This is a genomic window from Alteromonas sp. MB-3u-76 (genome assembly GCF_002831605.1).
Lineage (GTDB): Bacteria > Pseudomonadota > Gammaproteobacteria > Enterobacterales > Alteromonadaceae > Alteromonas > Alteromonas hispanica.
Genome location: NZ_CP025115.1, coordinates 2,070,239 through 2,083,252, shown reverse-complemented (window position 1 = coordinate 2,083,252; position 13,014 = coordinate 2,070,239). Strand labels below are relative to the sequence as shown.

The 13,014-nt window shown below is 44.1% G+C and carries 13 protein-coding genes; 2 read left to right on the top strand and 11 right to left on the bottom strand.

Going from position 1 to position 13,014, the window contains the following annotated elements; translation table 11 throughout:
- Positions 1 to 122 precede the first annotated feature (122 nt).
- On the bottom strand, positions 123 to 608 hold the full coding sequence (gene lrp / locus CW735_RS09245) for a leucine-responsive transcriptional regulator Lrp (protein ID WP_071979009.1): 486 nt from the start codon (positions 606 to 608) through the stop codon (positions 123 to 125).
- A gap of 158 nt (positions 609 to 766) precedes the next feature.
- Here lrp and ald point away from each other — a divergent pair, with 158 nt between their 5' ends.
- Positions 767 to 1,900, top strand: coding sequence for an alanine dehydrogenase (ald, locus tag CW735_RS09240; RefSeq protein ID WP_071979010.1), 1,134 nt, complete (start codon positions 767 to 769; stop codon positions 1,898 to 1,900).
- Between the two features lie 148 nt (positions 1,901 to 2,048).
- Here the strand turns inward: ald and pyrF are convergent, their stop codons facing one another.
- The 5 genes from pyrF to CW735_RS09215 form a co-directional block, all read right to left on the bottom strand.
- Complete coding sequence (gene pyrF / locus CW735_RS09235; RefSeq protein WP_232368405.1) at positions 2,049 to 2,762, bottom strand: orotidine-5'-phosphate decarboxylase; 714 nt, start codon at positions 2,760 to 2,762, stop codon at positions 2,049 to 2,051.
- 6 nt (positions 2,763 to 2,768) lie between these two features.
- Complete coding sequence (gene lapB / locus CW735_RS09230; protein WP_071979011.1) at positions 2,769 to 3,938, bottom strand: lipopolysaccharide assembly protein LapB; 1,170 nt, start codon at positions 3,936 to 3,938, stop codon at positions 2,769 to 2,771.
- Positions 3,938 to 4,183: a LapA family protein gene (locus CW735_RS09225; protein WP_232230582.1), complete on the bottom strand. Its 246-nt coding sequence runs from the start codon at positions 4,181 to 4,183 to the stop codon at positions 3,938 to 3,940. Before CW735_RS09225 ends, lapB begins: the two co-directional genes overlap by 1 nt.
- A gap of 106 nt (positions 4,184 to 4,289) precedes the next feature.
- A complete protein-coding gene (locus CW735_RS09220; RefSeq protein ID WP_100971804.1) occupies positions 4,290 to 6,629 on the bottom strand; it encodes a PilZ domain-containing protein in 2,340 nt (779 codons plus the stop codon).
- 487 nt (positions 6,630 to 7,116) lie between these two features.
- Positions 7,117 to 7,323 carry a hypothetical protein gene (locus CW735_RS09215; protein ID WP_015068459.1) on the bottom strand — a complete coding sequence of 69 codons (207 nt, stop codon included), beginning with the start codon at positions 7,321 to 7,323 and terminating at the stop codon, positions 7,117 to 7,119.
- Here CW735_RS09215 and CW735_RS09210 point away from each other — a divergent pair, their 5' ends adjacent.
- Positions 7,324 to 7,638, top strand: coding sequence for a hypothetical protein (locus CW735_RS09210; protein WP_157812670.1), 315 nt, complete (start codon positions 7,324 to 7,326; stop codon positions 7,636 to 7,638).
- Between the two features lie 14 nt (positions 7,639 to 7,652).
- Here CW735_RS09210 and ihfB read toward each other — a convergent pair whose 3' ends face one another.
- The 5 genes from ihfB to serC form a co-directional block, all read right to left on the bottom strand.
- Positions 7,653 to 7,940 carry an integration host factor subunit beta gene (gene ihfB, locus CW735_RS09205; protein WP_032096429.1) on the bottom strand — a complete coding sequence of 96 codons (288 nt, stop codon included), beginning with the start codon at positions 7,938 to 7,940 and terminating at the stop codon, positions 7,653 to 7,655.
- 77 nt (positions 7,941 to 8,017) lie between these two features.
- Positions 8,018 to 9,688, bottom strand: a complete 1,671-nt coding sequence (gene rpsA / locus CW735_RS09200; RefSeq protein ID WP_071979013.1) for a 30S ribosomal protein S1 — start codon at positions 9,686 to 9,688, stop codon at positions 8,018 to 8,020.
- A 120-nt stretch (positions 9,689 to 9,808) separates the two neighbouring features.
- Positions 9,809 to 10,480 (bottom strand): (d)CMP kinase, encoded by a 672-nt coding sequence (cmk, locus tag CW735_RS09195; protein ID WP_071981172.1) that lies wholly within the window; start codon positions 10,478 to 10,480, stop codon positions 9,809 to 9,811.
- Positions 10,481 to 10,611: 131 nt separating this feature from the next.
- Entirely contained in the window at positions 10,612 to 11,889 is a 1,278-nt protein-coding gene (gene aroA / locus CW735_RS09190; protein ID WP_071981173.1) for a 3-phosphoshikimate 1-carboxyvinyltransferase, read from the bottom strand.
- A 19-nt stretch (positions 11,890 to 11,908) separates the two neighbouring features.
- The gene (gene serC / locus CW735_RS09185; RefSeq protein ID WP_071981174.1) at positions 11,909 to 12,994 is read right to left on the bottom strand and encodes a 3-phosphoserine/phosphohydroxythreonine transaminase; all 1,086 of its coding nucleotides are present in this window, start codon (positions 12,992 to 12,994) and stop codon (positions 11,909 to 11,911) included.
- Positions 12,995 to 13,014 lie beyond the last annotated feature (20 nt).

Below are 13,014 nucleotides of genomic sequence, written 5' to 3'. Positions count from 1 at the left end.
TTGCATTCCCTACTCTATTACCGCTTGAGTCGCTTCTGTAAGGTATTGAAAGCGTGCGAATATTCAAGCACTGTATTTTTGCACAGCCTACCACAAAAGCAACATTTTCAGCCATGCTTTCATTACTTCAAATTAATCCTCAACGACGACGTACTTTTTACTTCTTCCATCACCACATAGGTGCGAGACTCACTAACTCCGGGTAAACGCAACAAAGTGTCGCCCAACAATTTACGATAACTCGACATATCTGCAACCCTAGCTTTTAAGAGAAAATCAAAATCGCCTGACACAAGGTGACACTCTTGAATATCATCGTGAAGCTTCACCGCAGCAGAAAATTCTGCAAAGATATCGACAGATGTCTTCGTAAGAGTTATTTCGACAAACACCAACATAGCGGCACCTAATTTCTCAGGATCAACGAGAGCGTGATAACCTTTTATATATCCCTGACTTTCTAGACGCTTTACGCGCTCTAGGCATGGGCTAGGACTTAGCCCCACTTCTTTCGCCAATTCCACGTTAGAAATTCGACCGTTTTTCTGAAGCTGAACAAGAATATTCCTGTCTATTCGGTCAAGGTGTTTAGGTGTTTTTACTAGCATATAAAATATTACTAAAGCCTGATTTAGCCATACTATATTTTATAAACTCGTATTTTTCAGCACATAGTTCGCTTTTTATTCACGTATACTCGCCAAATAGTTTTTCAGTAAATATTTGTTCGAGCCACACTGAGCTCACCAGTAAAAGAGGACCTTGTATGTTAGTTGGTGTACCAAAAGAAATAAAAAATCACGAGTACCGTGTTGGCCTAACGCCAGCTGCAGTAAAAGAATTTACGAGTAACGGGCATTCAGTGCTGGTACAAACGTTAGCGGGCGATGCAATTGGCTTCACAGATGATATGTACGTTGCTGCTGGAGCAACTATTGCGCCTACTGCAGAGCAAGTCTTCGCAGAAGCAGAAATGATAATTAAAGTGAAAGAGCCACAGCCTAATGAATGTAAAATGCTGAGAAAAGGGCAAACGCTTTATACCTATTTGCACTTAGCACCCGATCCTACACAGACTAAACTTCTCGTGGAATCAGGCGCAACCTGTATTGCGTATGAAACTGTAACAGATGATCGCGGTGGCCTTCCGCTCCTTGCTCCTATGAGTGAAGTCGCTGGCCGTATGTCTGTTCAAGCTGGCGCTCATTACCTAGAAAAAGCCCACGGCGGAAGCGGGACATTACTTGGTGGCGTACCCGGTGTTGCTCCAGGTAAAGTACTTGTCATTGGCGGAGGTGTTGTTGGCACTAATGCTGCAAAAATGGCTCTTGGTTTAGGCGCAGAAGTGGTTATTCTTGATCGCTCTCTGCCTCGTCTTCGCCAGATTGATGATATTTTCAATGGCCAAGTGAAAACCGTATACTCGACGGTTGATGCAATTGAGCATTATTCTTCAAAGGCTGACCTTGTGGTAGGTGCAGTACTTATTCCAGGAGCGGCAGCGCCAAAACTACTTAATCGTGAGCAAATTGCAGCCATGAAGCCTGGCTCGGTATTGGTTGATGTAGCCATTGACCAAGGCGGATGTTTTGAAACATCAAAAGCTACAACGCATCAAGATCCGGTTTACGTAATTGATGACGTAGTTCACTATTGTGTTGCGAACATGCCAGGCGGTGTGGCACGTACCTCAACCATGGCATTAAACAATGCTACGCTACCTTTTGGTTTAGCCTTGGCAAATAAAGGGCCGGTACAGGCAATGCTTGATGACAAGCATTTACTTAACGGACTAAACACCCACGAAGGTAAAGTAACTTATAGAGCCGTTGTCGACGCACTAGGTGAAGAACTAGGCCTGACCTACACACCTGCTGAAGTGGCGTTAAAAGGTTTATAAACCATTTTATGAGATCGCTCGCTAAATTTAAAAGCTAATAGCTTAAAGACTCCAGGTAAACAAAAGCCCGACATTTAAGAAATATCGGGCTTTTTATTGCTTTTCTCACCGACTAAACGTTCAGATAATGCAAAACGCTGGGCTAGCCTCAAATAGAGTCATTTACCTGAGTTAACACAGCCATAGGATCTGCTGCTTGAGTGATAGGCCTTCCCATTACTAAATAGCTTACGCCATCTTTCATTGCCTCTGCAGGTGTCATCACCCGCTTTTGGTCCCCAGCGTCTGCACCGACAGGTCGAATTCCTGGCGTCACTAATAGAAAGTCGTTGCTGTGTGAATTACGCAGTGCTTTAGCTTCTTTAGCAGAGCACACAATTCCGTCTAGCCCTGCTGTGGCAGTCAGTGCCGCTAACCTTAAAACTTGCTCTTCTGGTGTAACATTATCAATCACGCCAGAAAGTTGCTCTTGGTCCATACTCGTCAGCACTGTGACTGCGATTAATTTAGTGCTTGGGTTAGCGCTATTTTCAATCGCCTGCTTGGCGGCCTGCATCATCGGAAGCCCGCCTGATGCATGAACATTTACCATCCACACACCGAGTTCGGCGGCTGCTTTGCAGGCTTTGGCTACCGTATTAGGTATGTCATGAAACTTCAAATCTAAAAAGACATCAAACCCTTTTCCTATCAAAGTTTTGACAAACTCTGGCCCAAACAAAGTAAACATCTCTTTGCCAACTTTTAGCTTACACTGACTGGGATCTAATTTATCAACAAACGCCAGTGCACTGTCTTTGTCATCGTAATCAAGCGCGACAATGACGCGAGGCTCTTTAGTCGGCTTTTGCATATCTTGCATCTTACGCTACTCTCCATCCAACCCTTTAATGGGCTTAACAACACCCCATTTCTTACATGATGGGCATAACCAATATAATTTTCTACCCGAAAAACCACAGCTGTTGCAGCGATACTTCGGTCTCTGTAGCATTTGCTTTTCTACTAACTCTTTTAAATCACGTAAGCTATTAGCGGAATTTTTATCTTCTAGCTGGTCTATATACAGCCCCATAAGAGTCTTAAAGCCGCGCATTGTGGGGCGTTTTCGCAGTTGCTCGATAAGATATTCACTGGCCTGAGATGTTTCACCCTTCTTCATTAATACATCTACCATTGCCAGGTATGACGTGGCGCATTCTTGCCAATGTGCTTCTAAGTTCTTCTCGAAGGCGTCCCACTCCCCAGTTTCTTCAGCTATTTTCTCTAAACTAGGAACGGCCTCACTAAACCAGTTGATATCTCGTTCTGCCACCTGAACGAAATAAGCCGTTGCGTCGGTATAACGCTTTTGATCAAGCGCTAGCTCACCCAGCATTAGCCAAGGGCGAACCGCATGTTCGTCTGCGTTCACAGCTTTTTGCAACAACGTAAGCGCTGCTCCCTGAGCGTCGTTTTTAAGCTCAACAGTTGCCTGTTCGCAATAAAAATGGGCCAAACGCTCGCATACATCATCGTTGTCGCCATGGCACTCTACCATGCGCTCAGCTAGCTCTATAGCACGTTGCCATTCTTTGGTGGTTTGATAAATACTGAATAACTGTTGCTGCGCAACCAAGTAGTGTTTGTCACTGTTTAGTAACTGTAAAAAAGCGTTTTCTGCGCGCTCTAAAAAGCCCGCTTGGGTGTAATCTTGACCAAGCTCTCGAAGCGCATTTTCACGCTGTGCCGGCTGAAGTTCGTCGCGACTAACTAAATTTTGATGTACTTTGATGGCGCGGTCTATTTCGCCCCGATGGCGAAAGAAGCTTCCCATCGCGATGTGCGTTTCCACAGTATCGCTATTGACATTAATCATTTTAATTAATGTATCAACCGCCTTATCTGGTTGGTCTGAAAGGAGAAAATTTAGGCCTTTGTAATAATACTTAGAGAGTATACTCGACTGCTTCCTCTGCGCCTGGCGAACGCTATTGCGCCCCATTATCCAGCCATATCCTGCGGCAACAGGCAAAAGTAAAAACAGCAACTCAAGCATTAGTGTTCTTTTTCCAAATGCTGCATCTTAGATTTTGCCGACATTAGCTGCACTTTCAATCGCAACCAGCTAGCTAGCATAATTAAGATACCTACAATAACTCCTATAGATAACGAAATAGCAATCAGTGTGGACAGTCGTATGTTCGCCTGAGCAATAAGGTAGTTTACTGTTACCATTCCCTCGTTTTGCGAACCTATGACAAAGGCCACCGCAAGTAGCACTAGAATGATCAGAAATGACACGATCCCTTTCAACACAAAGCCCTTTATTTTTAATTTGTTGCTAAGAATAGCAAAACAGGAAATAAGATAACACAAAAAAGCGCTACCTAATGATGCGCGAGGATGTTTATGCAGGCACAGGCTCCGCTTCTTTTGCTTTTCGTTTTGCTATGAGGTTTTCAACCACTAAATCGTGATGCAACGCAGACATATTTGTGATGAAAATACAGTGGGTGTAACCAGCCTGCATGGTTTCTAATTTGTCATACATAGCTTTGTCGAGCTTAGACAACTGAGCTAAGCGCTTTTTAGTGAGCGGAGTAATAGCACCATGACATCGAATAGCAGTAACATCTGTAGCGCTTAGCTGAATTTTCCCTTCTTCTAATTGGCTCTTAATTTGCGCACGTAGTTTAGAGTAGAGAAAGTCTTTTTCTTTGATAAATACAAGGCGGTTATCGCTTTTTCGAACACAATGCACGACTAAGCTTTGCTCTAGCGTCTCTTTAAACATGCCTTCGAGTATTTGCGATTTGGGTTTGGCCTGTCCTTTATCAGCGAAAAAACCGTGTAGTGGAATAATGTTTTGCGTGCGAGAAAACGGATAAAGATCATCCGAATTATCACTCTGATAAACGGTTTTTAGTCTATCTAGTGTAAAGCGGTTCATTACACATAACACTGCAAGTGACGGCATATGCCTTACCGCAAGCTCCCATATGAATCGATGAGTAGAACGCTGAATACGAGCGATATCTCTCACCTTAAAGTACGCGGTGTTTTCCTCAACGATATTGTCCACATTGGCGCTTACTTTTGACTTTCGCCCGTCTTCAGATAAATTGAGTCTCACAACCCCTGAGGGCGGATGATAGTGCACCACTTTGTATTTTTCGTTTTTAATCTTCAAATCGGGAACGGAAACACGAATATCTTTTTGCAGCTCGCTATTTGGCGCTACAAGCAATCGCATTCCGCTGGCAGATAAATCAGCAACTTTAGCGTCTATTGACGAAAGCAGCCCCATTTTTATCGACGCTGACTTATCAATGACATAACGGGTTTCACTTCGTCTGTCTAAGTCTTCTTCCATTACGTAGTCGATATGCCAATTATCGCCACTGGCTTTAAGCTCACTGGAGAGTGGTTTGAAATTACATTTAGCGCTAAGGGTTAAATTTGCTATGTAGCTAGACACATCTTTGCAATAGAGCACGTGACTTAAATTAGACAGCTGTTCAAACGCTTTACTTGCGATGTCATGAATAGCAAACGCTTTTTGCTTATCCTCTCGAGTGACTGTATCCATTCTGCAATGAGTACAAATAAAATCACCATTCTTTGCCAGTAGGTATATAAGCGCGTTTAACTGACCTAGCTTGATAAGTTGCCTGTGCGTTGCCGTAATTTTCACAGCGCCACTTTTAACTTTTATTGTTCCATGAAAGACAAAAGCTTCGTTGTATTTCAATATTTCGTTTGAAAGAGACTCAAAAAATGGCTTGTCCTGAAGACTGGCAAGAAGGTTCTCAGCATTGTTATGCTCTACGTTAGCTTTGGTGAACAAGGCAATATTTGGCTTCAAGCTTTTCTTATGGGGAGACAAGTACACTGGCAGCCATGGACTATTTTCTAAAATTCTGTCTCTCTCTAACTCCTGCATCGCTCGTTCTATTTCTAAATCTCGCTGCAGGGGTTGGCGGTGTGCAGTAATCTCAATATAGCGTTTTAATATATTGATAAAGTCGCTATCAATATCGTTGGGGAACAAAAAGAATGACTCATACTTTCCAAGATGCTTATTGTATTTCACCGACTGCAGATGAAAAGTTATATCGGTAGGCTCTTTAGTTAGACCTAACACCTCCGGTAGAGTGAAAGTAATATCATCACCTGTGGTGACATTAGGCGGACGTTTAGTTTCTACCGCCATCCCTACATGAGAAAATGAACTAACAGAGCAATGCCTACCCTTTTCGAAGTCTGGCGATGATACTGTAAAATTTGGACGAATGGCTATGTCATCCCCAAAATCAATATCAGTAAACGACTGACTTTCAATATTGAACGCATCGACTATTTTTCTAAACTGATCTTTCTTAATTTGATTCTGATAGAAGTCGGAATTCATCACCGACTCGAAAACACCAACGGTATATCTATCTTGATAAAGCGAGGTCTCGCTTTTGAGGATTTTAGCCCCTACTTTGTCTAAGCGCATTTGAATACCAAAGTGCTTAAACTTCATAACGGGAAACTGTGCAAAGGCGGAATTATCTGCAGGCGCGTCTGTGAGTGAAGTAAGCCTAACGACCTCCTCTTTGACTACCTTTCGCACACTGCTAGGCAAACGTTTTGAAAACTTGTTAATACCTTCTAACAAGCGATTTTGTTGCTCGTAGGGAATGAGTGCACGAATTAGCGGCTGATACTGTTTTATTATTGCTTGTTCTTCGCCGGCTGACATGACTTCTATAAAAACCGATTATTATTATTCGGGTAATATATAACTGTCTTAATAAAGGGGTCAATAGTTATTCAGCAAGAAACATACGTATTACAAAGTATACGCATAAAAAAGAAAGAACCAAGGTAAATAGCGGGCACATCGAGTAGGGTGAGGCTTGCGCCTCATCCCTCTCACAGAACCGTACGTACGGGCCTCGTATACGGCTCCTGCATACTTCATATCACTTGCTAAGTGACACAATGCTAATTTGCAATCTAGTATCGTGCGCCCTATGGACATCGTTCATTTTCTAACATTGTGGTAACTTTCATTGCAGGGTTTGGCGTTCTAGCACTGAGGCAATCTACCAAATTTGACTACAATTACTTCCCATATACGGCCTGTCTCACCAGACATCACTATTCCTAGCGCACCGATTCGACTTGTCCCGCTGATCTGGCGGCTTGTGTATCAATGATAAAAAAACTCACAACTCATCAGAGTCTTAAAGTCTGCTTCCCCCCTTCGCAATCCATTTAAGCTTTTGGCTAAAATAGATCCTATCAAACACAATGCTGATAGTCGGCTTGGTTTTACCCTCCACACCATTACTGGCTTTCATCGGCCTAGCCTTACTCACTACTACGGGTTCATCTGCCACCTCACACTCGCAACATTCTTGGATCACTCCTTGAACGATACGTCCAACCATTTGATTGGATCTAATGCCAGGCTTCCCCAGTTACTGCACTGGCTCCCTGTTAGAAATTCCACCCTCAAACACAAAACAGGACTGACTGAGTATCGGGCTTCGCGCTATTTTGCACGCTTACCCTCCTGTCTTGCCGAATCAGGTTCACTTGCGTTGTGTACCTCTAACTTCCTATGGCTTCCTTCAGACCCTGCCGTTGGCCAACAACGCCCTTGCCATTCGGATTATCTTCCCCTCAGTCAGGGTGATTCAGGTTTCTTTCAACCTGACGGGTTTGCCAGCTTCGCTGGGCAAACAAAAAAAAGCCGCTTTTAAAGCGGCTTTTATATCTAAGCTATTGAGGCATCAACTCTTTCACGAAGTTCTTTGCCTGGCTTAAAGTGTGGAACGTACTTACCGTCCAGCTTTACAGTTTCGCCCGTTTTAGGGTTTCTACCTACGCGTGGCGCGCGGTAGTGCAGTGAAAAACTACCGAAACCTCGAATTTCAATACGCTCGCCCTTCTGAAGGGTTTGCGCCATTTGTTCGAGAAGCTCTTTAATTGCCAGTTCTAGCTCCTTCGCGGGAACCTGACGCGCTTGATCCGCGAGCCGTTCAATTAATTCAGACTTGGTCATGCTTAACCTCATTGTCAATATTATTGTTTAAACAGCTATCGCGAACAGGGTGTGCCTTTTGCACACCCACAAAAGCATTACTCGCCTTTAGCAGCTTTGAATGCTTCTGCCATCGCGTTAGCAAAACCAGCATCGTCTTGCTGGTTAACCTTGTCGATAGCTTCTTTCTCGTCAGCCTGATCTTTCGCTCTTACAGATAGGTTAACAGTGCGGTTTTTACGGTCAACGCCCATAAATTTCGCTTCAATGCTATCACCAACTTTTGCTACTTCAGTTGCGTCTTCAACACGTTCTACAGCAATATCTGCAACACGGATGTAACCATCAACTTCTTCAGCTAGGTTTACAGTAACGCCTTTTGGCTCAACTTCAGTTACTGTACCAACAACGATAGCACCTTTCTTGTTATCTGTCAGATACTTGTTGAACGGATCTTCTTCAATTTGCTTAACGCCTAGAGAGATACGCTCACGCTCTGGATCGACTTGAAGCACAACTGCAGAGATTTCGTCGCCTTTCTTATAGTCGCGAACTGCGTCTTCACCAGATTTGTTCCAGCTGATGTCAGAAAGGTGAACTAGACCGTCGATGCCGCCGTCAAGACCGATGAAGATACCGAAGTCAGTGATTGACTTGATCTTACCAGATACTTTGTCACCTTTTTCGTGTGACTCAGCGAAAGTTTCCCAAGGGTTAGCAATACATTGCTTAAGACCTAGAGAAATACGACGACGCTCTTCGTCAATTTCAAGAACCATTACATCAACAGTGTCACCTAGGTTAACAACTTTAGATGGGTGGATGTTCTTGTTAGTCCAGTCCATTTCAGAAACGTGTACTAGACCTTCTACACCGTCTTCGATTTCTACGAAGCAGCCGTAATCAGTTAGGTTAGTTACCTGACCGTTGATCTTAGTACCTTCTGGGTAACGAGACGCAATTTCTTGCCATGGATCGTTGCCCATTTGCTTCATACCAAGAGAAACACGCTGCTTCTCTTTGTCGAACTTAAGTACTTTAACGTTAATTTCGTCACCAACATTAACGATTTCACTTGGGTGCTTAACGCGCTTCCAAGCCATATCTGTAATGTGTAGTAGACCGTCTACGCCACCAAGGTCAACGAACGCACCGTAATCGGTAAGGTTCTTAACGATACCTTTGATTTCGTGGCCTTCTTCAAGGTTTGCAAGAAGTGTTTCGCGCTCTTGGCTGCTTTCTGCTTCGATAACTGCACGACGAGAAACAACAACGTTGTTGCGTTTTGCATCAAGCTTGATAACTTTGAATTCAAGCTCTTTGCCTTCAAGGTGAGTTGTGTCACGTACTGGACGTACATCAACCAATGAACCTGGAAGGAATGCGCGTACACTGTTTACTTCAACAGTGAAACCGCCTTTAACTTTACCGTTGATAACGCCCTTAATGGTAACCTTATCATCGTAAGCTTTTTCCAGCTCAACCCATGCTTCGTGACGCTTCGCTTTTTCGCGAGATAGGATAGTTTCACCGAAACCATCTTCTACAGCATCTAGTGCTACATCTACTTCGTCACCGATGGCAATTTCTAATTCGCCTTCAGCATTTTTAAATTGGTCTGCTGGGATAGCACTTTCTGATTTCAAGCCAGCGTCAACAAGAACGATGTCCTTGTCGATAGAAACAACAGTACCTTTTACAATTGAACCAGGACGTGTTTCTAGTTCTTGTAAGCTTTCTTCAAAAAGTTGTGCAAAATTTTCAGTCATAAGTCTCAGATAACTTTTAAGTTGATATCCACGCTTCTAATCCGGATAACGCGGGGTTATTAAAAAATCGCCGCCACTTCCTGTAGCAGCTCTGCTTTGAACGTATTTTGTCCCACAGGATTAACCTCGTGAGGAAATAATATCCATCGCTTTTTCAAAGACTTGGTTAATATCCAAGTCTGTCGAATCTATAATTACAGCATCTTCTGCCGGTACCAAAGGAGCTACCGAACGTTGAGTATCGCGCTCGTCTCTTGCCTTGATATCGGTTAAAAGGCGCGCAATATTAACATCCATGCCCTTAGCTTTCAACTGGCTATAACGACGCTCTGCGCGAGCTTCAGCGCTTGCTGTAAGAAAAATCTTTACCTGTGCATCTGGGAATACCACAGTTCCCATATCGCGACCATCTGCAACAAGACCAGGAGCCTGTTGAAATGCGCGCTGGCGACGAAGCAAAGCTTCGCGAACACGGGGTAATGCAGCCACTTTGGAAGCAACGGCACCGACGTCTTCAGTACGAATGTCGTCGGTAACATCCTCGCCTTCCAAAATAACGCGTGTGGCATCTCCATTGGTCTCAAAACTAACATCTAGACCAGTTGCGAGAGGAACAATACATTCTTCATCATCACACGGGAGGTCGTGGTGGAGCGCAGCAACAGCAAGAACGCGATAAATCGCACCGCTATCTAAAAAGTGCCACTCTAACTTTTTGGCTAATAAGCTACTTAAAGTACCTTTACCAGCACCACTTGGGCCGTCGACCGTGACTACGGGTGTGGAATGCATACCTGCTCCATTTTTCATTTTGCTAAAAATCGCGCGTAATTATACGCTTTAGTGCAGGATAAGCAATGCCGCCCTCTCAAGAAGAGGGCGACACAATACTGGTCCGCATAGATAATTACCGCACGGGTAACTTAGACTAAGGTATTAAATCGAGTGAAATAGTCAGGGAACGTTTTACGGGTACATCCTGGGTCGTTTATCGTGACTGCCGTATCGCTTAGTGCAACTAGTGAAAAACACATGGCAATTCTATGGTCATTGTAGGTATCAATTTCAGCGTGTTTCAGTTCGTCTGTGGGCCATACTTTTATGTAGTCGTGCCCTTCTTCCACCTTCGCCCCTACTTTTCTCAATTCAGTGGCCATCGCATGCAACCTATCGGTTTCCTTCACACGCCAATTATAGATGTTGGTCATTAACGTTGGTCCCTCGGCGAAAAGCGCCGTTGTAGCAATCGTCATAGCAGCATCTGGAATGTGGTTCATATCCATCGAAATACCTTTCAATGGCGCACCAGTCACTTCGATATATTCATCGTGCCAGTTTACAGAAGCGCCCATCGCCTCTAATACTTCTGCAAAGCGAATGTCACCTTGGATACTGTTTTTACCAATACCGGTTACGCGTACCGTACCACCTTTAATAGCGCCAGCTGCGAGGAAGTAAGAAGCAGAAGACGCATCCCCCTCAACCATAAATTTGCCCGGCGCCACATATTTTGCGTCGCCAGAAATGGTGAAGGTTTGATAATTGTTATTTACAACTTCAACACCAAACTTAGCCATGGTATCAAGGGTGATGTCGATATAGGGTTTAGACACCAACTCACCTTTTATCTTAATGGTCACATCATTTTTAAACAGTGGTGCGGCCATCAAAAGCGCCGTAAGAAATTGACTAGATACGCTGCCGTCAACAGACATTTCATTAGCAGTTAACGCCTTGCCTTTAATTTGAAGGGGCGGAAAACCATCATTTTTTAAATACTTAATGTCAGCGCCAGCTTCTCGTAATCCGTCCACCAAATCTGAAATTGGACGTTCTTCCATGCGCGGTTCACCGGTTAACACCACATCCACATTGCTCACGGCCAAAGCAGCACACAAAGGGCGCATTGCAGTACCTGCATTTCCTAAAAAAAGTTCCTGTGGCTCACTGACATTAAAAGCGCCACCATTACCTTTCACTACGCATCGAGTCTTATCATCGCTAAGTGTATAGTTCACTCCAAGCTGAGTGAGCGCGTTAAGCATATGTGAAATGTCGTCACTGTCTAAAAGATTGGTGAGTTCGGTATCTCCTTCACAAAGCGCAGCAAGCAGCAAGGCTCTATTAGACAGACTCTTCGAACCAGGTACATTGACCACTCCCGATACTTTGCTAATCGGTGCTAATGTTAACTGTTCCATATTTGTATTCACTTGTTCTTTATCCATTCACTCGTTCAAACTCACGCATAAATTCTACCAATGCTAGAACACCGTCTACCGGCATCGCATTGTAGATACTAGCTCGCATACCGCCAACAGAGCGGTGGCCTTTAAGAGCAAGTAATCCAGCTTCTTGCGATTGTTTTAAAAACAGACCTTCTAGCTCTGTGTTTGCGAGATGAAACGGTACGTTCATTTTTGAACGATTGTCTGGGTGAACGTTACTTGAATAAAAGTCAGAGCTATCAATAGCCGAGTACAACAACGCCGCTTTTTCAGCATTACGCTTCGCCATGGCAGCAACGCCGCCCATTTCCTTGAGCCATTCAAAAACTAGGCCCGCTAAATACCAAGAAAATGTAGGAGGCGTGTTATACATAGAGTCAGATTTTGCCGCTAGCTCGTAGTCAAAGATCGATGGCGTTTCTTTGCGTGCACGGCCAACTAGATCATCTCTAACAATCACTACAGATAAACCACTAGGGCCAATATTTTTTTGAGCCCCAGCATAGATAACGCCGTGTTTTGCAACATCAATAGGTTGAGACAAAATGGTAGACGACATATCTGAAACCAGAGGCACATCGCCCGATTCAGGTAACCAGTCGAAAGCAATTCCGTCTACGGTTTCGTTCGGACAAAAATGATAGTAGGAAGCCCCTTGGTCAATGTTGGCCAAAGATGGCTTTGGGACATAGTGCATTCCATCTTTTTCTGACACTTCACCAACCACAACGGCATTGTTGTATTTGTCCGCTTCTGCCACAGCACCTTTAGACCAAGAGCCACTTACTAAATGCAAACTAGTGTCGCCCGATTGGGAAAGGTTAAGGGGTACCGCCGCAAATTGTCCTCGCCCGCCACCATGGGTGAAAAGTACATGGTAATTAGAAGGCACTGACAGAAGGTCACGCAGATCTTGCTCTGCCTTTGCAGCAATTTCTATGAAATCTTTGCCGCGATGACTTACTTCCATTACTGAGCAGTTCATATCCCGCCAGTTCGTGAACTCGCTTTGGGCTTTTTGCATCACTTCTTTAGGAAGCATTGCTGGGCCAGCGCTAAAGTTGAATACCTCTTTCATTGCGTTTTTCAACACCTGTA